We start from the raw sequence: 24,078 nt of genomic DNA on the forward strand, positions 1-24,078 counted from the left end.
ATTATTCATCAAATATTATGAAAGTGGCGTTAATTTCTAATTTACCGCTTGAAGAAATGCAGAAAAAAGCAGAAAAATACTTCGCTGATATTAAAAATAAAAATATTGAAAAGCCAAAAGTATCAGCCAAGCTAGATTTTGATAATGCCGGTGGTAAACGTGTTTTTTACTCGCCAAACGAAGACGTTAAACAATTACAGCTCGACTTTACAATCACTAATAATCAAACTGAATTTGCAGTAAAACCTAATCGTTTTGTTGCCTATTTACTTAGCAATGAAATGCCAGGTAGCCCAGCACAAATATTACGTGATAAAGGCTGGGTATCGCAGTTATCAGCGTCTGCTTCACCAAATCAATATGGTAACTATGGCTCTTTAAATGTGAACATAGAGCTGACTGATGAGGGCATGAAAAACCGCGAAGCCATTGTTGCGACTATTATGCAATATATTGATTTAATTAAACGTGAAGGTGTTAATAGTAAGTACTTTAATGAAATTCGCACCTCTTTAAATAATCAGTTTAAATTTTTAGAAAAAGGTGATGAGTTTAACTACGTCAGTGCGCTGACTCAAAGCATGCAAGATTACCCGTTAAATCACGCGATAAACGCACCATACTACTACGCTAAGTTTGATGCTGATGCGGTTAATAATGTACTAAAACAACTTAACGCAGATACCTTACGTGTTTGGTATATTTCTCAACAAGAAGATACTGATTCACAATTACATTTTTATGATGGTAAATACCGAATTAGTGATATTAGCGACGCAGAAATTGCCAGCTGGGAAAAACCAAGTGAATTTAATTTAGCCTTACCAAGTGTTAACAACTTACTGCCAGAGAGTTTTGCAATTAAAACGCAGGCCTTTAAAGAGCAAAAACACCCAGAACTTAGTTATGATAAAAACGGTGTAAAAATTTGGCGCCAAGCAAGCCAGCAGTTTGCAGAGCAACCCAAAGGTTTAGTTGAGGTGTATATCAACACACAAACAGGGTTGCGTGATATTAATTCAACCGTCCTTTATTCTGTGTGGGCAGATTTATATAACACTCAATTAAGTCAGCTACGAACCGAAGCGGCTATTGCCGGTATGAATGTTAATTTAAGCTCAAGCAATGGCTTAGTTTTATCATTAAGTGGTTTTACCGATAAACAAGATACCTTACTTAAACAAGCGTTAGCTGGATTTGACGATAAAATTTCAGCGCAAGCATTTAATCAAGCGATTGACCGTTATCAACGTGATTTACTCAATCAGCAAAAACAGTTCCCGTATGCACAAGCGTTTAGTGAATATTCAAAACTGACTCGAACCGGTAGTTTTGATACTGACGCGCTTATTAAGGCAGCTCAATCACTGACACTCGCTGATTTACAAGCATTAAAGCAAAGCACATTAGCGAATAATAACTTACGCGTATTTAGCTATGGCAACTATAACCAAAAAGATATTGATGCCATTGCTGCTGAATTAACGGCTATTTTACCAAATAATCATACAAAATCTGAGTTTGCTCGCAGTAAAGCCTGGTTACCACAACAAGGTGAAGCGCGCGTATTACACAAAGATATTGATGTAGCCGATGTAGCCGTTGTCGATATGACCATTCACCCAACGCCAGGTTATAAACAAAAAGCGCAGGCGGCGGTTTTACAAGGGCACTTTAGAACAATCGCGTTTGACAAAATGCGTACCGAAGAGCAACTAGCTTATGCGGTAGGGGCATTAGCGCGTCCTATTGAGGATTACTCTGGTATTGGTTTGTTTATTCAAACACCGGTTAAAGGACCAAAAGAAATTCAAGTACGCTTTGATAAGTTCAAAAAAGAGTACGCTTTAGAGCTTAATGCCATGAGTGAAGAGACATTTGCACAGCTTAAAAATGCAACGTTGGTCTCGTTAAAAGAACAGCCAAAGAATTTAAGCGACGAAATGAGTCCATTGATTAACGATTGGTACCGTGAAAACTTTGATTTTGATTCAAAACAAAAGCTAATTGCCGAAGTAGAAAAGGTCACCCTTGCTGATATTAAAGACTACTACCAGCAAACCATGTTAAATCCACAAGCAGCACGCTTAAATGTGCAATTACGTGGCAGTAAGTTTAGTGATAGCGAGTTTGCTGATTTGCCAAACCAAACTAAAGTGACGAGTTTAGATGCTTACTACAGCGATATAAAATTGCAAAAGTAAGTTGAAATTACTCAAAAACCAAACAAAACCCAGCCATTGTTGACTGGGTTTTGTTTTAACGGCGTTAATTATGGTTTTAGTAAAATGGCTACCATTGCCATGTTAGGCCATAAGTAAAAAGCCAATGATGGCAAAGCCTGCAGCAATTAAGGTATAAGGTAATTGCGTTACAGCATGACTGATCAAATTACAGCCAGAGCCTTGTGCTGCTAGTACGGTTGAATCAGAGTAAAAACAGGCTTGGCTACCAAATGAAGACGCTGAAAGCAATGCGCCAATCACCAATGGAATATTTGCATCAACCGCCGTCGCAAGGGGCATGACAATAGGAATTGAAACCGCAAAAATCCCCCAACTTGAACCCGTCGCAAACGCTAATATCGACATCGCAATAAATACCACCGCAGGTAAATAGCCAGCGGTCATATACGGGCTTAAGCTGCCAATCACAAATTGTGGCAAGCCAATTAAGTCGCATACATCTTTAAAAATAAAGGCGGCAATCACGGTTCCAATTGCGGGGATCATACTTTTAAAACCATCCAGCATACGCTCAATCATTTCGCTAAAGCTCATTAATTTTTGTAACGCATAAAATGGCAAAGTGACAGCCATTGTCGCTAATAGACCTTTGTACACATCTATTTCAAAATATACGGTAAATGCGACTAATAAAATAATCGGCAACAAAAAGTTATATAACTTACCTTTAGGATCCGCATCTTCAAAGTGTTCTTCCGCTGCTTTTACTGCATATTCATCGGCGGTTTGTACTTGAGTATAAATCGCAGGCTCTAAAGTAGGAGCGTGAGTTAGCGCCTGTTGCTCGGCTTTTTTCATGGGGCCAAAAGTAGGGATCACGCCGGCAATAACCAGCACCACAGTCAACACCGCAAACCAGGCATAAAACATGTACGGAATGGCTTGAATATAAACGGCAATGCCTTTGCCTTCTTCTGCAATGCCGTTATCGACTAACAGGCCACCAAAAAATACAGCCCACGTTGACAAAGGGACGAGTACACAAATAGGCGCTGCCGTTGAATCAACAACGTAAGCGAGCATTTCACGACTCACTTTAAATTTGTCGGTGATCCGCTTCATGGTTTCACCCACGGTAAGCGCGTTTAAATAATCGTCAATAAATATCACGACACCCAAACAAAAGGTCATAAATAAGGAGGATCGTTTACCTCGGGTGTACTTTAAAGCCAAACTACCAAACGCAGAAGCCCCTCCAGTGCGCACTAATAAGGCAATAAGCGCACCAAAGCCGCCACACACAAGTATTAACCAACCAATGGTTTCATCTGTCATTACTTTGAGTGATGTGCTGGCAAAATTTGAGAGAACTTTGCTAGGGTCAGCTAAAACAAGGCCAACTAATGCACCAATCAGTAACGATAAAATAGGGCGGCGTAAAACAACAGCCAATACAACCACTACCACAGGCGGCAGTAGAGTTAACGCAGAAGGTTCAAGCATTTATAAGATCACAAAATTAAAAGCAGATTTAAAAAGTAAACTGCTTATACAAAAACAAAGAAGATGATAAGTTTGTTGTTAAATCATTTTCCAAGTCACTGCTTTTGCACGCGTGGAGGGCACTTAAAAAATTATGTTGAATTAATAGTTTTAGTGAAACGCGTTGGCTTTGGCGCCAGACGGCGCAAGGAATGCATGCCGCTATTGTTGTGCCTTTAAAAACATCGGCGCAAAAATAATCTTCTTTTTTATTTCAGTCAATAAAAAAATATCGGGTCGTGAAAAATATTATCAGGAGTTATTTTGAATATTGCTTTTACAACAGAGCGCTTACACATTCGCTTCGCACAAATAGCAGATGCGGCGGAGTTACTTAAGTTGGTTAATCAGGCTAATTTCACTAAATACATTGGTGATAAAGGTATTTATACCTTAGACGACGCTAAAAAATACATCAAAGACAGTTTTATATCTGCCCATAAGCAGCATGGCTTTGGGCCTTATATAATCGCATTACATGATGAAACACTAGTTGGTATTGTTGGGTTTTATCAGCGAGCTGTTCTGCAATATCCCGACTTAGGGTTTGCGCTAAAAGACGGTTTTGAAAAAAAGGGCTATATTTTTGAAGCGGCAAATACCTTGATAAGCCATAGAAAAAACTTGGGGATTAACCAGGTTACGGCGATCACCCGCAATGATAACCGCGCCTCAAAAAATGTATTACAAAAGCTCGGTTTTAAAACCCAAGGTCAAGTGATCATAGAAAGCACTAACATTGCGGTAGATGTATATTTACTTAGGGTCTGTTGATCTTTGCGGATTACAACTTGTTCAAATTAGGAGCGGTTTAATCGCGGCGCGAGGTTTGTAACCTAGTGGGCTAAGTCAAAACCGAGCAAAGCTTCCGCGTCCTGCTCACGCCCCTTACCTACATCCATTTAGGCAACAAAGAGTAAATCGCTCCTAGGTAGAACCCGAAGGGCAGCGCCTGTTTGGCATTGATGCTGCGTTATCGCCTATTTATGGGGAATAACCACACCGCATAGGCTCTGCCTTGCCTAAATACCAAACAGTCTGCTGCAAATTCAACCTTTAAAGGTCAACAGACCCTAATACAGAGCGAAATTAAATTCGCGCTTTTTCAATTTCTTTTGCCGCAAGGATGTTGATTTGTTGCCACATTTTTTCAAGAGTAGCCACCAATGAATCATAGCCATCATCATCGATTGGCATAACAGATGAAAAATTATGGATGCTTAGTAAACGCCTACCCGATTCTGGGTGAGTGTAGTATAAACGCCATAGCCCTGAAATATCTGCATTACCTTGCAGATCACCGTTAAAGTGGTGTAGTTCGTATTCTAATTCGTAAAATGTTTGTTGCTGTTGGTCAGTAATAACGGGTAAGCCTTTAATAACCATCCAGTTTGTCATGGTATTAAATAATGTTTGCTGCGCGCTGGCACTGAGCATAACATCTGGCGACTCACCCCATAGATGATAATTAGCAGCATGGATTTGATTACTATCTACTTTCATAGCAATACCCCGATTATTCAATGCGCCTCTTAGGGTGACTGTTTGCACGCGCAGTTGTGCCTGTGTATCTTGCACATTTCGCGAAGAGTCATTAATGGGCTGCTCAAATTGGTAATACTGAATTGTTGTTTGAATAGCAGAGCTGCAACCACTGATAAAGATCACACCCGTTAAAAGTAAAAATAGTGCCTTCATTATTGCTTCCTCGGTTGTGGATCGTTAGGTAGTGATTTGTCAAAAATAAGCATATTAGGTTGCTCGTTTAAGCCACGAGTAAGAGGCTGAAACTCTTCTGTTAAACGTTTAATTTGTAACAGTGTTTGCTCAAGTTGGTAGTGCATTTGAGAGCCTGCTTGATAGCTTGCCATGGTTTTATCAAACTGGCGCATGGTTATTTCAAATTGTTCCATACTTTTGGTTATTTTTTCGAGATTACGATTAAAGTCGCCCGGTAAATTTTGTGTATCGGGCTTATTTAATAACGTGCGCATCTCACTGGCCAGAGCTTGATACTCGCTAAACGTAGTTTGCATTTTGGCTAAACTGTCTTCAATTTTTAAATTATTCACTTTATTAAGTACATCCGATACTTGATCGGCAAGCACCGTTATACCGCTCGATACACTAGGAAACACATCGTATTGAGCAAGTTTTTTAAGCTCGCTTTTTGGGGTGTCGGTATAAAAGTCAAAATCGACGTAAACTGCACCGGTTAGCAAATTACCCGGTTTAAGTGACGCTCTCATGCCATTTTCAATCCACTCGTTAACGCTTGTTTCCCAATACTCTTTTGCTACCGAGGTGATATGGTATAAACGACCATATTCTACTTTTATCAATACCGGAACTGCGGTATTTTTAGCGCGAAAATGAGCCGGTTTCCCATCTATAATTACATTGGCGGGCGCTTCAACCACTGTGCCGACGCGAGTACCTCTATACTCAACTGGCGCACCAACACGGAGTCCTCTAATCGATTGTTCGAATTCAATAAGGTAATAATCAAAATCATAAAAACGCTCTTCTAAAGCTTGCTTATAACTTTGACTCAAAGAAAAGCTATGGCCATCTTGTGCTAAATCGCCAGGGGCTTGCTGATCAGGTAAGCCAACAGAAATACCGCCTTTTAATAATTTGCTTAGTGAACCGGTATTAATATTTATGCCATCAGCAGAAAGATCTATCTCAATACCTGAGTTAACCCAAAAAATAGAGTTTAAAGTGATCAGGTTCTCATAGGGGGCTTTAATAAAAATACCGTATTGCATTGCTTGGTTTTTCCAATCAAAGGTGGCGGTTTCTATTTGGCCTATTTTGTAGTTTTTAAAAAATATACCAGTACTCACATCAAGTACCTCAGCATTGTAACTGAGTAACTTAAAGCGTCCACCTTTAACATCTTTACCAATTAATGCGGGCTCTTCTTGCAGGGTAAAGCGCTTTTTAAGTCGGTTACTTTCTCCCGGTGAAAACTCTAAATAAACCCCTGAAAGTAGGGTACTCATACCACTGATCCCAGTTTCATCAATGCGTGGCTTTACTACCCAAATACTGGCATCTTCGGTGAGTAAATTATCATAGTTTTTATCTATTTGTGCTCGGGCAATTACACTGTCTTGGCTATCAGAAAGACGGACGTGATCAATTTGACCTATTTTAACACTTCGCACTTTTATTTCTGTTTTACCAGCAATAATCCCCTCGGCTTGGGGCATAGTGATGTAGATTGTTTGCCCTTTATTTAATTGATACTGATAAAGCATCCAAACACCAACAAATAAGGCAACCACAGGAATAATCCAAATTGCAGAAATACTTGATTTTTGTGCTACGTTAGCTGTTTTAGTCATGCTTTATTCTCTGCGTTATTATTTTTGGTGAGTCCCACAGTAGGCGAGGGTCAAATGCGTGTGCCGCCATCATTTGGCATAATACCATAACGGTAAAAAAGACGATGCCCAAACCTGGTGTAACCGACATTAAGTTTCCTAGCTGCACCAGTGCAACTAATATAGCCACAACAAACACATCAATCATAGACCATTTACCTATAAATTCAGTAAGTTGATACACTTTTGTGTAACCTTTTGTATGCAGGTTGGCGGGTTTTGTAACCATAAAGCACAAAAAGCTCAAAATAAGCGCTTTGGCTAACGGTACCACTACACTGGCAAAAAATATAATAATTGCAATAGGGTACGAGCCGCTACTCCATAACGTAATAACACCCGAAATAAGGGTTGCAGGTGTTTCATCCCCTAGGCTGATGGTGTACATAATGGGCAGTAAATTCGCAGGAATATAACAAATCAGAGAAGTAACTAACCATGCAGCCGCTTTTTGTACGCTGTTGGGGTTTCTTAAATACGTTTTACTATGGCAACGAGGACAGATTGATTCAACGCTCAGTTGATGGCAAACATGGCAGGCTTTTATATTCTCATCAATAGCCCGCTCAGCGTTTGAAGTATTTTGAAGTGTAGTGGCAGGGCTTACTTGTGACCACAGCCTAGCACGATTTAAACGCGTTAATGCACTAACATAAAAAATAACAAATCCCACATAAGCAAAAAAACTGATACCAAAGCTAACCTCAGCCAATGACATTATTTTTACCATGCTAACTAAAACACCAATCAGAAATATTTCTGACATGATCCAAGGCTCTAGCGTTAAAGTGAATTTTAATAGTTTTCTTGCAACTGCTTGCGGCAGTGCTTTGAGTGCGCCTAAATGCAAAGGGATCAAAATAATCAGCAAACTCATAGGCAGAATAATAATGCTGATATCAATAAATAGGCCGAGTAAGTCACTATCATAGTTAAATAAAATCCGTGCTGCGTCGGGCAGAGTAATAGTTTGGGTAATGCCATTACTACTAAAAGAGATAAACGGATAAAACATACTGCTGAGCAACATTAATAATGCGCTTAAACTCAGTGCGACTATTTCAGTGTCATGGTTTATATTAATACCGCGGACTTTATGGCTACAGCGTGGGCACAATGCCACTTGTTTGGCATTAATCTCGGGAATATCAATGATAAGATCACAGCTTGGGCAGGCAGTTTGCAAAATGTTAGCTTATAATTAATTCAATAATTTAAATATTGCTATAAATAATAGTTAAATACAAACGCTACGGCTAAATTACTAAAGAAAAGTAACCCCAATAACTGAAAATAAAAACGGATTAGGTGAAAGAGTGAAAGTTGTATTTTTATTGGCCTTAGTGTGTTTATGTGGTGATAGTTTTGCATTTGTTAATGATATTAAGCAGCAACGAGTTATTATTGCGGCTAACCCTACTGTTGCGCCTTATGTAATAAGTGAAAATGATTCAGGTATTCAGCTCGAGATTGTAAAGGCAGCACTTAACAATCAAGACATAAATGAGGTTGATGTACATTACATGTCAAATCAGCGTGCAGATGCTTTATTGAACCAAGGCCATGTTGATATTGCATTAAATTACTCGGGTATTTTAATTGCTGGCATATATCGAAGCCAATCGGTTGTTAATTATGAGAATGTGGTGGTGAGTCTTAAAAAGAGTAACTTCACTATTAATAGTATTTACGATCTGGCGACTAAAAGTGTTTTAGCATTTCAAAATGCGCCTGCTTATTTACCCAAAGAATTTGGTCACAACTTAGAGAACTTGAGAGGCTATGAAGAAGTATTCAATCAACAAGCGCAGATACATCATTTAATGGCAGGGTGGGTTGATACGATTATTCTCGATAGACGTATATTTCTTCACTATTTAAAGGAATATCAAAAAACTAATGCCACTAAAGATTTTGTTATTCATGCTATTTTTCCACCTGCGGCAAGGCCTGCGTATTTTAACAATGATTTGCTGAGACAGCAGTTTGACAAAGGCTTAGCAAATATAATTCAAAGCGGTGAATATCGCACCATAATGCTTAACTTAGATAAGCAATATACCCAGCGCGACTTCACTGCTCTTTAATTAATCAAATAAGGCAACCGTTTGGCGGGTGAGTGCAATAAGCTCACCGGATTGCGACCAAATACAGCCATCTTCTAAGCCATAGCCATCTTTTGAATGATGAGTGATTGCTTCAAAACCCAACCATTCACCTGGCACTAAATTAGGCGCTTGTACAAATTCTAAATACCACGACATGCTACTAGCCGGTGCAGGTTGCTTAAACATTTGTAGTAATGTTGGCGGCCATGCGTCGGTAAGGGCAATAACATGAGCTTCTGTAATTTCTTCAGGCGTGTGTTTAAATCGCATCCAACCACCAAGGTGAGAGGTTTGCGCACTACTAAACGGCATGGCGCCTTGTTGCGGGCATAAATCAACATGCTGAAAAAATTCTGGCATTTTCCCAGGTACAAAGCCTAAACAATGGCCTTCGTTTACAGGGTGTAAGGTTAACGACTTTGATACTGGCACATTAATTGATGAGTTACGATTTTTTGCAAAACAGGCCTGCACGATGACACACACCGCATCATCTTGAATCGCTTTGGCGAGCACTTGGGTACTGCTTTTACCTTCACGTAATATTTCTACCGATAAAGAAAACGGTTTTTCAGCCAATAATGGCCCTACAAAGTTTGTACTTAAAGAAAGCAGTCTTCTTGATGAATCAACTTTATTGCGCATTGCTTGATAAAGTAGCGCAGCAGAGAGGCCACCAAAAGCAGTACGACCTTGGCACCAGTTAGCAGGAAACTGCATGGTATTGGTTAACGGGTCAGTTTCCTGACTCGCTTGGGCTGCTTGTTTTAATAATTGTTCAAAGTGCACAAATAATGTCCTTTTGCTGTTATTTGCTGAATTTATATCACACCCAAACTCATCAGACCAGACAATAAATAAGCTCCCAAATTACAAAAAATGAGCAATCCCTACTCTTTTTAGGGTTATTTAGTAAATAAATTAAAAAAAATGCGTTTTTTTTCATTTTTACAGTTGAATTAAGTTTGTGGCATCCCTATTAACTAGTCATCGAATGTATTAACGAATTTAGAAGTTGGAGAAGATTCATGGGTAGAATTATTGGAATCGATTTAGGTACTACTAACTCTTGTGTTGCAGTACTTGATGGTGACAAAGCACGTGTTATTGAAAATGCGGAAGGCGATCGCACAACCCCGTCTATTATTGCTTATACGCAAGACGGTGAAACGTTAGTAGGTCAACCTGCAAAACGTCAAGCGGTAACTAACCCAACAAACACGTTATTTGCAATCAAACGTTTAATTGGTCGTCGCTTTGAAGACGAAGAAGTACAACGTGATATCGGCATCATGCCTTTCAAAATTATCAAAGCAGATAATGGCGATGCATGGGTAGAAGCAGGCGGTGAAAAACGCGCTGCACCACAAATTTCTGCTGAAGTACTGAAAAAAATGAAGAAAACGGCTGAAGACTTCTTAGGTGAAGAAGTAACTGAAGCGGTAATCACAGTACCGGCATACTTTAACGATTCACAACGTCAAGCTACAAAAGATGCGGGCCGTATTGCGGGTCTTGAAGTAAAACGTATTATCAATGAGCCAACAGCTGCAGCCCTTGCATACGGTATGGATAAAAACCGTGGCGAAAACGTAGTAGCGGTATACGACTTAGGTGGTGGTACTTTCGATTTATCAATCATTGAAATTGATGAAGTTGAAGGCGAGCACACATTTGAAGTACTTGCGACAAATGGTGACACTCACTTAGGTGGTGAAGATTTTGATAACCGTGTAATCAACTACTTAGTTGCTGAATTCAAGAAAGATCAAGGTATCGATTTACAAAATGATCCGCTTGCTATGCAACGTGTTAAAGAAGCAGCAGAGAAAGCAAAAATTGAGCTTTCATCAGCACAATCTACAGAAGTTAACCTTCCGTACGTAACCGCTGATGCATCAGGTCCTAAGCACATGAACGTGAAATTAACACGTGCTAAGCTTGAGTCACTGGTTGAAGACTTAGTGACTAAGTCGATTGAACCGCTTAAACGCGCACTAGCTGATGCTGACCTGTCTGTGAACGATATCAACGATATCATTTTAGTGGGTGGTCAAACGCGTATGCCACTTGTTCAAAGAACAGTTGCTGAATTCTTTGGTAAAGAACCACGTAAAGACGTTAACCCTGATGAAGCGGTAGCTGTGGGTGCTGCGATTCAAGGTGGTGTACTTGCAGGTGACGTGAAAGACGTACTATTACTAGACGTATCACCATTATCTCTAGGTATTGAGACGATGGGGTCAGTAATGACAGCACTGATTGAGAAAAACACCACGATTCCTACTAAGAAATCGCAAACATTCTCAACAGCAGAAGATAATCAATCTGCAGTAACCATTCATGTGTTACAAGGTGAGCGTAAACGTTCAAGTGATAACAAATCGCTAGGTCAATTTAACCTAGAAGGCATTCGCCCAGCACAACGTGGTACGCCACAAATCGAAGTAACATTCGATGTTGATGCCGATGGTATCTTACATGTATCTGCAAAAGATAAAGATACAGGTAAAGAGCAAAAAATCACTATTCAAGCATCTTCTGGCTTAAGCGATGAAGAAGTTGAAAAAATGGTTCGTGATGCAGAAGCGCACGCTGAAGACGATAAAAAGTTTGAAGAGTTAGTAGCTGCACGTAACCAAGCTGATGCACTTGTTCACGGTACACGTAAGCAAATTGAAGAAGCGGGTGATGCTCTGCCAAGCGAAGACAAAGACGCGATTGAAGCGGCTGTTGTTGACCTAGAAGCAGCAATTAAGAGTGATGACAAAGCAGAGATTGAAGCGAAAACGCAAGCGCTTGCTGAAAAGTCTCAAAAGCTAATGGAAATCGCTCAAGCTAAAGCACAACAAGCTGGTGGTGACGCTGGTGAACAACAACAGTCAGCTAAACAAGATGACGATGTTGTTGATGCAGAGTTCGAAGAAGTTAAAGACGACAAGTAATTGTTGCTAACGCTTCTCGCTAATTTAAAACACATGACCAAATCAAGTGTTTGAGTTAGGATGAACACATGAGGCGCGTAGGCTAAAGCTTAACGCGCCTTTTGCATGTAAAGAGAAGTGAATAAAACGCTTTAAAAATTCAATGATAAATCGATATGATTTATCGGTTTGTCCAGCAGCTAACGCTGTAAATAGAAAAGAGTAGTGTGATAGATATGTCAAAACGCGATTATTACGAAGTCCTCGGCGTAAGCAAAGATGCGAGTGAGCGAGACATAAAAAAAGCGTATAAACGCTTAGCGATGAAATATCACCCCGATCGTACCGCCGGTGATAAAGACCTTGAAACTAAATTCAAGGAAGTTAAAGAAGCTTACGAAATACTGACTGATGCGCAAAAGCGTCAAATGTATGACCAATACGGCCATGCAGCCTTCGAACAAGGTGGTGGCGGTGGTCACGGTGGCTTTGGCGGCGGCCAAGGTGATTTTGGTGATATTTTTGGTGACGTATTTGGTGATATTTTTGGTGGCGGCGGTGGTCGACGTCAATCACGCCAGCAACGTGGCTCAGATTTACGTTACAACATGGACTTAAGCTTAGAAGAAGCGGTTCGTGGTAAAGACGTTGAGATTAAAGTGCCTACTTGGGTTAGTTGTGAACCATGTGATGGCAGTGGTGCTAAAGCGGGTTCAAAGCCAAAGACATGTACAACCTGTCATGGTGCAGGCCAAGTACAAATGCGCCAAGGTTTTTTTGCCGTGCAGCAAACCTGTCCGACGTGTCATGGACAAGGTCAGATCATTTCAGATCCTTGTAATAAATGTCATGGGCAAGGCCGTGTAGAAAAAACTAAAACGCTATCGGTTAAAATCCCGGCAGGCGTAGATACTGGCGATCGTATTCGCTTATCAGGTGAAGGCGAAGCAGGCATGCATGGTGCACCAGCAGGTGACTTGTATGTGCAAGTATCTGTTCGTGAACACAAAATATTTGTTCGTGAAGCTAATAATTTATATTGTGAAGTACCAATAAGCTTTACCACCGCAGGCCTTGGCGGTGAAATTGAAGTGCCAACGCTTGATGGGCGTGCAAAGCTTAAAATACCGTCAGAAACACAAACGGGCAAAATGTTCCGTATGCGTGGCAAAGGTGTTAAGTCAGTACGCAGTGGCGCTCAAGGCGATTTAATTTGTAAGGTTGTGATTGAAACGCCAGTTAATTTAAACGAGCGTCAACGTGACTTACTTAAAGAATTAGATGAAAGTATGGGCAAAGACAGCTCAAAAAACCGCCCTAAAGAGCAAGGCTTTTTTGATGGGGTTAAAAAGTTTTTTGATGACTTAACTAAGTAATTAGTCGGATCAATAGACCCTAATATAAACGGCGCTTTTTTAGCGCCGTTTTTTTATGTTTAATGTGCTAAATTATTAGGGAAATTTATTTTGGACTTTATCAGATGACCCCCGCTATAGAGCAGCTAAAAAAAAGCGATATTAAGTTTGACATACTTAGTTACGAGCACGATATAAACAATACTAATTACGGCCTCGAAGCGGTTGAAAAGCTAAATCTAAATAGCGCCCAAGTATTTAAAACCCTAGTGCTTGAAACCTCAGAGCAACAGCTTATTGTAGCGGTGACTCCCGTCACTCAGCAGGTTAATTTAAAACAGCTTGCGAAGCTTTGTACAGTAAAAAAAGTGATGATGGCAGACCCACAAAAAGTGCAGGCGAGTACCGGTTATATTTTGGGAGGAGTAAGCCCCCTTGGCCAAAAAAAACGGCTAAAAACATACATACACTCCAGTGCGTTAGATTTTGAAATGATATATGTTAGTGCCGGAAAACGAGGGTTAGAAGTAACACTAAGTGCAAAAAGCTTAGCACATATAACTCAAGCTTCGTTTGCAGTTTTTTAAACTTTTGTTTAGCTAAAATAAGGGGATATAAGTATCCATCTGATTACTTGCGGCAATAGGTATTGTTAACTAATGTTGTTACTACACATAACACGTTTTTGTTAATACCTTTTAGATTGGCGTGACGCCTTTACTTTGTTTTAATGAAAATTTGCTCGCAGCTATTTTGGTAAAACATACGCATGAAAATACTTGTTGTTGATGATATGCCGTTAATGCGTCATGTATTAATTAATATGTTAAGGCAGTTAGATTATAAAGATATTGTTGAAGCCACAGATGGGCTTCAAGCATTAAACATACTGCAAAATCAAATGTTTGATTTGGTTATAACAGATCTTCATATGCCTAAAATGGATGGCATTACTTTACTTGATAATATTAGAAAAGATGCCGAGCTGAAAAACCTTCCTGTACTTATGGTGACCTGTGAAGATAGTTCTTCGACTGTCAAAAAAGCGATTAATGCTAAAGTGTCAGGGTTTATCGTAAAGCCTTTTAATATGAATGTGTTATCAGCTCAATTAACCCGTTTATCGATAAAAGCCTAAAGCTAATCGTTTATAAAGTAGAGTTATCTATCGACTGTTTAAAAAATGTATTAGCGCAACAGCCGTTCATTATTTTCTACCACTGATGTGATAGCATTATGCTATTAACTAATCGTAAAGTAATTATTGAGGAAGTATGGCTAAGCCCAATAAAAAAGGGCCTACAAAAACGGTCGATATATTTTGTTCTGCGTGTAAGGCACCGTTATTCAAATACCGTAAAGGTGGCAAAGGTGCTTTAGTAAAATGTTTTATAGAAAGAATAACCCAAGATCACACCCATACTGAATGCGTATGCCCAGGCTGTGAACGACCTTTTGCCCGCCCCACAATTATAAAAGGGACCCCTGCCTATAAAATGATTGGTGGTAAAGTCACGTTTAAATAAACGTTTTGTTTATAGTCTAAAGTAGTGAGGGGCGGACATAAGCCCTTGTTTGCTTTTTTTGCACTGGTAAACTTCGCTGGTTTTGCTGTTTCAATGATTGAAAAAAACCCTCCCCATGGATTGGGCCAGTCAGTTGGGTTTTAAAATGGAAAAGGATAGACGTGTGATCGCACTTTTATTTGATATTGTTGGTATGAGTGGCACTTTTTTAGTGGTTGGTTCATTTTTTTTGCTGCAACTAAATAAAGTTTCACCTAAAAGTTTAACGTATAACTTAATGAATTTAAGTGGCGCTATTTTGTTACTTATTAGCCTTTGTTATAACTTTAACTTAGCAAGCTTTGTGATTGAAATATTTTGGATTGCAGCCTCATTAATTGGCTTATACAAATACTTTAAAGACAAACCTGTCGTTGCAAAAGCGTAAATTAAGCTAAAACAGCACACCTTAAAAGGTGATTAAACCGTGGAATGTAATATTTCACGGTTTTTTAGTTTCAGTACAATTGTTAACAAAAAGTTTCTTCTGCAAAGGGGGATAACTCGTTACAATATTGGCTATTACTTATTATTGGCATCATAGTTGTCATAGGCGTTTATGTTCTCCATCCCAAAAAAATTATTTTTGCCTGTATATTGTTAGTACTATTATTGGTGGTCACCTTTTCGTTTGGTCGTGCTTATGATTTAGGGCAAGCCAAAATTCAAGCTGATCAACAAGTTATCCAATTAAATAATTATATCGATAACGAACTCGCTCGATTTGCGGCTATCCCTCAGCTGCTAACTGAAAATAACGTATTGATTCGTTTTACTAATAATGAATCACAACACTTTAATGCAATTAACAATTACCTTGCTGATATTCAACAAGCCAGTGGTGCCTCAGATGTATACATACTAGATACTCATGGCGATGTTATTGCCAGTAGTAACTGGCAAACCGACTATACATTTTTAGGTAGTAACTTTGCATTTAGACCTTATTTTAAACAAGCGTTTGCCGGTGAAAAGGTCGCATACTTTGCACTTGGTCAGCGCTCAAAAGAGCGCGGAATTTATTTTTCCCAAGCTATTTACCTAGATGGAAAAGCCATTGGCGTGGTGGCGCTTAAAATTAATGTCGCTAAATTTGAAAACGATCGTTCGCTTTTAAATACCTCAAAAGGAAGCCATTTTTATTTGCAACTTGCCGATAATATTATTGCCATGTCGGATGAACCCGCATGGCGTTTAAATAGTTTTACAGAGCTTGATATTACCGCGCGTCGTGATATTAAACAGCGCCGTGCTTACTTAGATCATCAACCGCTACAAATTAAACAACAGCGCTACAAAAGCCAAGGCATTGAGCAATTTAAAATTGCTAAAGATGAATACGTTGCCGCCTCAAGACCCTTAACTCATCTGAATGCAACCATGACAGTGCTTGTTGATATTTCAAGTATTAACGCCTTACAGGTGCCTAGATTGTTATGGCTAGTGTTGTTTTATTGGGTGTTTATTTTTGTTGGATATAGCTTATTGGCACGCTTTGCCGGGTATAAAAAATTACTGTATTCGCGTCACAGTTTAGAGCTCGAAGTACTAGAGCGTACCCAAGCACTCGAAAAAGCCCAAACCGCATTAGTACAGTCGGCAAAATTAGCCACTATTGGGCAATTGAGTGCGGGCATTAATCACGAAATTAACCAACCGCTCAGCGCAATGAACACCTATTTAGCCAGTGCTAAAATTTTCCTAAAAAAGGGAAAGCTCAACGCATTAAATGAAAACTTAATCATTATTGAGAATTTAGTAGAGCGGGTGCATAAAATAGTGGCGCAACTTAAACACTTTAGTAAACCGGCGACCATGCAACTGCGACCTCATCCACTGTCGGCGTTATTAAACAATGCGTTGATGATCACCCATCCGCAACTTAAACAAGACGATGTTAACGTGAGTGCACCGCAGTTTTCGCAAGAGATCACGGTGTGGGTCGATGCATTAAAATTTGAACAAGTACTGGTTAATGTGATCACCAATGCATCACAGGCAATGAAAGGTGAGCCAGTTAGAGAGCTCAGTTTTGATGTTGAATGCTTTGAAGAGCGCGTTAAGCTTTCTATATTAGATAGTGGCCCTGGTATTGAGCATCATGTACTGGGGTCTATTTTTGAACCTTTTTATAGTACCAAATCAAGTAACGGTTTAGGGCTGGGCTTATCGATTTCAAAGCAAATTATTGAATCATTTAATGGTTACTTAACTGCACATAATCGCCCTGAAGGCGGTGCGCAATTTATTATTAGTTTATCAAGCATAGAGGCCACTAAAAATGATTGAAGCCGTTGTTTGCAAACAGATTATTGTTATTGATGATGAAGCGATGATCCGCGATTCATTGAATCAGTTATTAACGCTTGAGGGGTATGAGGTACAGTGTTTCAGTGATGCAAGTGTTGCCTTAAGTCGCTTAAATCGTAGTTTTTGTGGCATTGTACTCAGTGACATAAACATGCCCACTATGGATGGTTTAACCTTTATTGATCAGGTAAAAGCATTTGATAGCGAACTACCCGTGATATTTTTAACCGGTTATGCTGATGTTTCTGTTGCGGTAAAAGCGATGCAACTAGGCGCGTATGATTTATTTGAAAAACCACTGAACGAAAATTTATTAGATTGTATTGCCAGAGCCTCAGATAAACGTGCTTTAGTAATGGAAAACAGAGCGCTGAAGCGCGCGGTTGAGAAAACGTCGGCGCCCGGTGTGCGTATTTTAGGTGATACGCTTAAAATGCAGCATATGATGAACCTACTCAACACGGTGATTGATACACCAGCTGATGTGCTGATTGAAGGTGAAACTGGCACAGGTAAAGAATTGGTTGCCCGTTATTTACACGATCATAGTAACCGTTCAAGCTGTCAGTTTGTGGCTATTAACTGTGGCGCAGTCCCAGAGCAATTAATAGAAAGCGAACTGTTTGGGGCTATCAGCGGAGCCTTTACTGGCGCAACACACGATCGCAAAGGTAAATTTGAGTTTGCTCAAGGCGGCACCGTTTTTTTAGATGAAATTGAAAGCACTCCTTTATCGCTTCAAGTTAAATTACTGCGGGTACTCGAGGAGCGAAAAGTCACCCCCGTGGGTGCTAATAAAGCGATAGAGCTTGATATTCGTATTGTCGCAGCCACCAAAGTCGATTTACTTTCGCTGGTAGAAAAAGGTGAGTTTAGAGCCGACTTATATTACCGACTTAGTTTAGTAAAAGTCAGCATCCCTGCATTGAGAGACAGAAAAGCAGATATTCCACTGTTGTTTAAACATTTTAGCTCTATTGCTGCGACCCGCTTTCATAAACCGTTAGGGGCGCTCAATATAGAACTACAACAACGTTTACTAGCGCATGATTGGCCTGGCAATGTGCGGGAATTGAGAAATCAAGCCGAGCGCGCGGTATTGCTAGGCCCCGATCTGGCATTTGCACAAAGTGACTCAAGCAACAGCACGCTATCATTAGATTTGAGCCTAGCCGAAAAGGTCAGCTTTTATGAGCAATCCTTAATTGAAGAGGCGCTAGAGCTTAACCATGGCAGCATTAAAGACACCATGACAACCTTACAAATTGCGCGTAAAACCCTCTACGATAAAATGAGTAAATATAACCTTAATCGAGATATGTTCACCGATTAATGGGTGGAAATGGTGATATTGAGTGTTTTTTATGTGTGGAAACCCGCACATTTCAGTGTTTGCTTTTAAACCTTTATTTTTTAAATCACTGAAAATTATTGTTATTTTTTAGTTGGTCATGTTCTTGCTTTGTAGGTGCAGACAACAAGTAGCATCACATAATTAGGACACATAATGAAAAACAATATATTCCAAGGTTCAGTACTTGCTGCGTTATGCAGTGCTGCCACGTTACCTGCAACCACTTTTGCTGCAGACTACACAGTGTATGGTAAAGCCGAAGTACAAATTGCTAACACCGATACAGGCATAATGCGTTACGCTGACGAAGGCACGCAAATAGATGCCCCTTTTTCGCGTATTGGCATTAAAGGTGACCATAAATTAAATGAGTATTTTACCGCGGTATTTAAATACGAAGTTCAAGTAAAAGGTTTTGAACACGACGACACCAATGAGCCTTTTGCAGCACGCAATACTTACCTTGGTCTAAAAGGTGCTTTTGGTGAAGTGGTGGTTGGGCGAAACGACACGCGCTTTAAATATTCAGAAGGTAAGCTTGATAATTTTAACGAAACCCAAGCTGATATTGCTCAAGTAATTGCAGGGCAAGACCGCTTAGGCGATACCATCACCTATACCTCTAAGTATTGGCATAACGCGCAGTTTTCATTTACCTATGCGCCAAAAGATGACAACAAAGATAACGAAGCAGGATTTGCTGCTACGCTAATTTACGGCGACCGTAATTTAAATAAAACACCTTACTCTATTTCAATCAGCCATGTTGATTCGCTTAATAACATTAAAGCAAGCCGTATTGCGGGTGTGTATAAGTTTGAAAAATTACAATTAGGGGCATTGTACCAGCATTCAGAATCGATTGACGGCGCTAAGTCTGGCAACGGTTATGTACTAAGCGCAAGCTATAAGTTAGACAAATGGGTACCTAAAGTACAATTTGCAAAAGATGATTCAAAACTACGTCAAACCTCAGACGCTTCACAGTGGACTACGGGTGTAGATTATGTATTTGACAAGCAAACCACAGCTTACCTTTTATACACTGACCTTGACCTAGAAGAAAATGCTGATAGCAGTGTTGCACTTGGTCTTAAATATAAATTTTAAGGGCTGAACAAATGACAAAACGTATTTTAGAAAATAACGCGAATAAAAAGCCATTTATGCAATGGCTGTTATTGTTACTTGGTCCATGTGTCATGCTACTTACTTGCTTAGTTGAGCCGCCAGTAGGTATGTCGGCGGCAGCGTTTAAAACCGCAGGCTTAGCATTTTGGATGGCCTCGTGGTGGGTGAGTGAGGTAGTGCCTATTCCTGCTACTGCGTTACTCCCTTTAGTGATTTCGCCGATTGTTGATATAGCAGCGATAAAAAGTGTTGCAGCACCTTATGCGCATCCGCTGATATTTTTATTTTTAGGTGGCTTTTTAATCTCAATAGCGATGGAGCGTTGGGGATTACACAAGCGTATTGCATTAAAAACAATGCTTTATGCAGGTAAAAAACCAAGCTTACAGATTTTAGCGATGATGTTAGTGACTGCATTTTTATCAATGTGGATGTCTAACACGGCCACAGCAGTAATGATGCTACCTATCGCTTTATCTATTACCCATTTAGTTAAAAGCTCAGATCCTAGTAATGAAGGTTTCGGTAAAGCCCTTTTACTGTCGATTGCTTATGGCGCAAGTATTGGCGGTATTGCTACTTTAATCGGTACTCCACCAAATGCATTAATGGCTGCGTATCTATCAGACAGTTATCAGATTGAAATTGGCTTTGCCGAGTGGATGATTGTTGGTGTGCCTTTAGCGCTCGGTATGTTGCTGATCAGCTGGATTTGGTTAACTAAATTCACTTATAAGGTCGATGCGAATGTACAAGCGAATAAGCGTATTGATACTAAAGCGGTATTCTCTTCACAGCTAAAAGACTTAGGCCTAATGCAACGTGCTGAAAAGGGCGTGTTGTTTGTATTTGTGCTTGCCGCTATTTGTTGGATATTTAGACCTTTATTAGGCGATGTTACCGGGCTTAAAATTTCAGATACCGGTATTGCTATTGCTGCAGCATTATTACTGTTTGTACTACCGGCAAATAAAGGCAGCGATGCGCGTATTTTAGATTGGGAAAGTGCCGCTAAAGTGCCGTGGGGTGTGTTGCTTTTATTTGGTGGCGGATTAACACTTGCCTCGCAAATAAAGTCATCAGGATTAGCTGACTACATAGCCAATATGATTGAAGGGGCGAGTACTATTCCATTAGTCATGAGCATTCTTGTTGTGGTTGCGCTGATTACGTTCTTAACTGAAATAACCAGTAATACTGCCACAGCAGCAGGCTTTTTACCACTGCTAGGCCCCGTTGCTGAGTCAGTAACAGGCAGTCCGTTAGTATGGGTTATTCCAGCTGCGATTGCGTGTAGTTGTGCGTTTATGATGCCAGTAGCCACACCACCCAATGCGATTGTGTTTGGCTCGGGTGAAATTAAAATGAAAGACATGATCCGTGCTGGCTTTGTGTTAAATATTGTCGCTATTGTTTTAATTACCTTAGTAACAATGACCATAGCAGCCCAAGTTTTTGGTTTTTAATAACCCACTTTAATCAACTAACAAAACAGATAACCGATGCACACAAAAGCAGTGCATCGGTATGCGTTCCAACCAACCTGTTGAGTGTTTTTGCAATCCTTTTCCTCGTGTTGCAAAATCACTCTTTATTGCTCGAGTAACAGAACAAGGTTATAGTCTTGAAAACGTTATAAATCGGGTAGCCTATTTTGAACACTGACACATTATCTACAGGATCTTTGCGTTCGCAATTTAATGAACTAAAGCATGCTTTTGAAGACACCCCTTATTTACCCATTGAGCAACGTCTTGCTTTACTCAAGAAAGTACGCGCTAACATTGTAACGTTAGAGCAAGACTTGATTGCTGCAGTATCTAAAGATTTTGGATACCGAACGGCGTTCGATACCTTAGTGGGGGATATTTTGCCCACCATGCAGGGACTTGCGCATATTATTAAAAAGCTACCTCGCTGGTCTAAGCCTAGTCATCGCAGTGCGGGGTTAAGCTTATGGCCCTCAAAAGTCAGTGTAACCTATCAGCCTATTGGCGTGGTGGGTGTGATTGCACCATGGAACTATCCTATTCAACTAGCATTGGTACCTGTTATTACTGCGATTGCAGCGGGTAACAGGGTGATGTTAAAGCTCAGTGAATTTACGCCTAACACCAATGCCGTTATTGAAAAAATATTTGCAGGTGAATTAAGGCAACACTGCACAATTATTCAAGGTGGCAGCGACGTGGCGAGTGAGTTTTCATCATTGCCGTTTGCGCATTTGCTGTTTACAGGCTCGACGGCTGTTGGCAAGTTAGTTATGGCTGCGGCCAGTAAAAATTTAACGCCAGTAACATTAGAACTCGGCGGAAAATCGCCCGTTATTGTGTTAGAAAAAGCCGATGTAAATAAAGCCGCGCGTGCTTTATTATTTGGAAAAATGGCCAATGCAGGGCAGATATGTGTAGCGCCTGACTACGTGTTTGTTCCTAAAGCATTGGAGCATCAATTCATTAAAGCGCTTTGTACCCTTTATAAAAAACACTTTAAGCAAGGCGTAGAAGGCAAAAACCTGACCTCGATTATTAGCCCTGCACATTATCAACGTTTGCTAGGTTATTTAGAGCAAGCACAAGAGCAAGGCGCTAAAATTACTAAACCGCTTGAACAAAACCAGCAAGATGGCGAAAAGCATCGTATGGGTCTGCATATTGTTACACACGTAACAGATGAGATGACATTAATGCAAGAAGAGCTATTTGGTCCCATTTTACCCATTATGAGTTACGACAAATTAGAGGACGTGCTTAATTATATTCGATTACGCGACCACCCATTAGCCCTTTACATTTTAGGTCAAGATAAACAGGCGCAACAGTACATTATTAAGCAAACACTTAGCGGAACAGTTGCGGTAAACGACACATTAATACAAGTAGCTGCCGATGATGTGCCGTTTGGTGGCGTGGGGCATTCGGGGATGGGGCATTATCATGGTAAAGAAGGTTTTCTCACCTTTAGCCATGCAAAAAATACCTTAGTCTCTGGCTCGGTTAACCCGCGCATTGGTTTATTACTTAAACAAAATAAATTACTGATCAAAGTGCTAAAGTGGCTTTATGTAAAATAGCCTGTAGCGGTTAAAACAAAAAAGCTGAATGAATCACTTCATTCAGCTTTTTTAATAGCTAACTTAAAACAGGCGTCCTTCGCCAGCGTATGTTCCCGCTAAAATTTTGGTATAAATTGCATCGGCTTTTTCTTTGGCCTCAGCTACCTCTTTCGGGAGCATAGTACGTTCATCAAGTTTACGGCTGTGACTGGCTTGCATGTTGCCGTTATACTCGGCAATGGTATTCCACACATACGACATTTCAAGATTTTTTGGCATTCCTAAGCCTTCAAAATACATCAGTGCTAAATTAAACTGCGCCAATGTATAATTATTAGCAGCGGCTTTTTCATACCATGTTCTGGCGACTTTATAATCTTGGCTAACACCATCGCCATTTGCGTACATTACACCTAAGTTATACTGTGCTGCGGGAAGGTTCTTATTGGCTGCTTTTTCAAATAAGGTTATGGCCATTTGTTTGTCTAATTTAACGCCATTACCTTCATCATATAAAACCGCAAGTGCAAACATTGAATCTACATGGTTTTTCTTTACGGCTTGTTGGTACAGCTCAGCTGCTTTGTAATAATCACGGGTAACGCCATGGCCACCTTCGTATAGCTTACCTAATTCGTAAATACCCGGTGCATAGCCTTTGTCAGCTAAATAATTAAACTCTTTAAGTGCTTCTTCAAATTCACCCGCATTAGCAGCTCTGATCCCTTCTTCTAGTCCAGCATGAGCAAGAGGGGTAGCGAGCATAATACCGGCCAGTAGCAGTGCTTTAAAATTAGACTGTGACATAAGCATGTCTCCAAATTAGTTGTCGTTCTATGTAAGCGCCATAAAAGTAAAACTTACCTAGTGAATCTATTAGAGATAGGTAAAAAATTATGAGCTAAATTAATAACGCCAACGTTTATAACCTAGGTATACAAACGTATTAACAAGTAGCTTTAACTATAGCTCAAAAATTCTAAACTTAAGCATATAGTCATGATATAAATTGCGTTAGCTTGCGATTCTATAGAAAAATGAAAAAAATAAAAGCGAGCAATAGCTTACATAATTACTTATGATGATTTTTGGCAACCAAAGCATCATAAAACGGGGTCTGTTAATGTTAAATAATTTAAAAAATATAAAACTAAGC

Annotated in this window: 20 protein-coding genes; 14 read left to right on the forward strand and 6 right to left on the reverse strand. The window is 39.9% G+C overall.

Translation table 11 applies throughout. The annotated features are described in order from the left end of the window. Positions 1–2,204, forward strand: a 2,204-nt coding sequence (locus A9479_RS17105) for an insulinase family protein (RefSeq protein WP_064664107.1), incomplete at its 5' end; no start/stop codon positions are given. 102 nt (positions 2,205–2,306) lie between these two features. Here A9479_RS17105 and A9479_RS17110 read toward each other — a convergent pair. Then, positions 2,307–3,689, reverse strand: coding sequence for a Na+/H+ antiporter NhaC family protein (locus tag A9479_RS17110; protein WP_028834118.1), 1,383 nt, complete (start codon positions 3,687–3,689; stop codon positions 2,307–2,309). Between the two features lie 303 nt (positions 3,690–3,992). Between A9479_RS17110 and A9479_RS17115 the strand changes: the two genes are divergently transcribed. Beyond that, a complete protein-coding gene (locus A9479_RS17115) occupies positions 3,993–4,502 on the forward strand; it encodes a GNAT family N-acetyltransferase (protein WP_064664100.1) in 510 nt (169 codons plus the stop codon). Between the two features lie 315 nt (positions 4,503–4,817). On the opposite strand, the gene A9479_RS17120 is transcribed toward A9479_RS17115, so the two are convergent. Genes A9479_RS17120 through A9479_RS17130 form a run of 3 tightly spaced genes read right to left on the reverse strand, consistent with a single transcriptional unit; the run spans position 4,818 to position 8,243 of the window. Continuing rightward, positions 4,818–5,426 carry a PqiC family protein gene (locus tag A9479_RS17120; RefSeq protein WP_028834116.1) on the reverse strand — a complete coding sequence of 203 codons (609 nt, stop codon included), beginning with the start codon at positions 5,424–5,426 and terminating at the stop codon, positions 4,818–4,820. After that, a complete protein-coding gene (gene pqiB, locus A9479_RS17125) occupies positions 5,426–7,081 on the reverse strand; it encodes an intermembrane transport protein PqiB (protein ID WP_064664101.1) in 1,656 nt (551 codons plus the stop codon). The genes A9479_RS17120 and pqiB overlap by 1 nt, the downstream gene beginning before the upstream one ends. After that, a complete protein-coding gene (locus A9479_RS17130) occupies positions 7,074–8,243 on the reverse strand; it encodes a paraquat-inducible protein A (protein WP_028834114.1) in 1,170 nt (389 codons plus the stop codon). Before A9479_RS17130 ends, pqiB begins: the two co-directional genes overlap by 8 nt. Before the next feature lie 193 nt (positions 8,244–8,436). Between A9479_RS17130 and A9479_RS17135 the strand changes: the two genes are divergently transcribed. Next, a complete protein-coding gene (locus A9479_RS17135; RefSeq protein WP_064664102.1) occupies positions 8,437–9,207 on the forward strand; it encodes an ABC transporter substrate-binding protein in 771 nt (256 codons plus the stop codon). On the opposite strand, the gene A9479_RS17140 is transcribed toward A9479_RS17135, so the two are convergent. Further along, positions 9,208–10,017: a thioesterase family protein gene (locus A9479_RS17140; RefSeq protein WP_008464384.1), complete on the reverse strand. Its 810-nt coding sequence runs from the start codon at positions 10,015–10,017 to the stop codon at positions 9,208–9,210. Between the two features lie 239 nt (positions 10,018–10,256). Between A9479_RS17140 and dnaK the strand changes: the two genes are divergently transcribed. The 11 genes from dnaK to A9479_RS17195 all read left to right on the forward strand — a co-directional run bounded on the left by dnaK (position 10,257) and on the right by A9479_RS17195 (position 22,940). After that, entirely contained in the window at positions 10,257–12,173 is a 1,917-nt protein-coding gene (gene dnaK / locus A9479_RS17145; protein WP_013463167.1) for a molecular chaperone DnaK, read from the forward strand. Between the two features lie 215 nt (positions 12,174–12,388). Beyond that, the gene (dnaJ, locus tag A9479_RS17150) at positions 12,389–13,528 is read left to right on the forward strand and encodes a molecular chaperone DnaJ (protein ID WP_013463168.1); all 1,140 of its coding nucleotides are present in this window, start codon (positions 12,389–12,391) and stop codon (positions 13,526–13,528) included. Positions 13,529–13,632: 104 nt separating this feature from the next. Further along, positions 13,633–14,094: a Cys-tRNA(Pro) deacylase gene (gene ybaK, locus A9479_RS17155; RefSeq protein ID WP_013463169.1), complete on the forward strand. Its 462-nt coding sequence runs from the start codon at positions 13,633–13,635 to the stop codon at positions 14,092–14,094. A gap of 182 nt (positions 14,095–14,276) precedes the next feature. Continuing rightward, on the forward strand, positions 14,277–14,645 hold the full coding sequence (locus tag A9479_RS17160; protein WP_008112370.1) for a response regulator: 369 nt from the start codon (positions 14,277–14,279) through the stop codon (positions 14,643–14,645). 136 nt (positions 14,646–14,781) lie between these two features. Next, positions 14,782–15,033, forward strand: coding sequence for a hypothetical protein (locus A9479_RS17165; RefSeq protein WP_033104162.1), 252 nt, complete (start codon positions 14,782–14,784; stop codon positions 15,031–15,033). A gap of 163 nt (positions 15,034–15,196) precedes the next feature. Beyond that, complete coding sequence (locus A9479_RS17170; protein WP_008112375.1) at positions 15,197–15,460, forward strand: hypothetical protein; 264 nt, start codon at positions 15,197–15,199, stop codon at positions 15,458–15,460. A 209-nt stretch (positions 15,461–15,669) separates the two neighbouring features. Beyond that, positions 15,670–17,361, forward strand: coding sequence for an ATP-binding protein (locus A9479_RS17175; RefSeq protein WP_231893590.1), 1,692 nt, complete (start codon positions 15,670–15,672; stop codon positions 17,359–17,361). Continuing rightward, the gene (locus tag A9479_RS17180; RefSeq protein ID WP_064664104.1) at positions 17,354–18,715 is read left to right on the forward strand and encodes a sigma-54 dependent transcriptional regulator; all 1,362 of its coding nucleotides are present in this window, start codon (positions 17,354–17,356) and stop codon (positions 18,713–18,715) included. Before A9479_RS17175 ends, A9479_RS17180 begins: the two co-directional genes overlap by 8 nt. Before the next feature lie 174 nt (positions 18,716–18,889). Then, entirely contained in the window at positions 18,890–19,846 is a 957-nt protein-coding gene (locus tag A9479_RS17185; RefSeq protein WP_028834109.1) for a porin, read from the forward strand. Positions 19,847–19,857: 11 nt separating this feature from the next. After that, positions 19,858–21,333, forward strand: a complete 1,476-nt coding sequence (locus A9479_RS17190) for an SLC13 family permease (protein WP_028834108.1) — start codon at positions 19,858–19,860, stop codon at positions 21,331–21,333. Between the two features lie 188 nt (positions 21,334–21,521). Beyond that, the gene (locus A9479_RS17195; RefSeq protein ID WP_064664105.1) at positions 21,522–22,940 is read left to right on the forward strand and encodes a coniferyl aldehyde dehydrogenase; all 1,419 of its coding nucleotides are present in this window, start codon (positions 21,522–21,524) and stop codon (positions 22,938–22,940) included. 63 nt (positions 22,941–23,003) lie between these two features. Here the strand turns inward: A9479_RS17195 and A9479_RS17200 are convergent, their stop codons facing one another. Further along, positions 23,004–23,729, reverse strand: a complete 726-nt coding sequence (locus A9479_RS17200) for a tetratricopeptide repeat protein (protein WP_064664106.1) — start codon at positions 23,727–23,729, stop codon at positions 23,004–23,006. Between the last annotated feature and the right edge of the window lie 349 nt (positions 23,730–24,078).

It is taken from the genome of Pseudoalteromonas sp. MQS005 (assembly GCF_001661605.1).
Lineage (GTDB): Bacteria > Pseudomonadota > Gammaproteobacteria > Enterobacterales > Alteromonadaceae > Pseudoalteromonas > Pseudoalteromonas tetraodonis.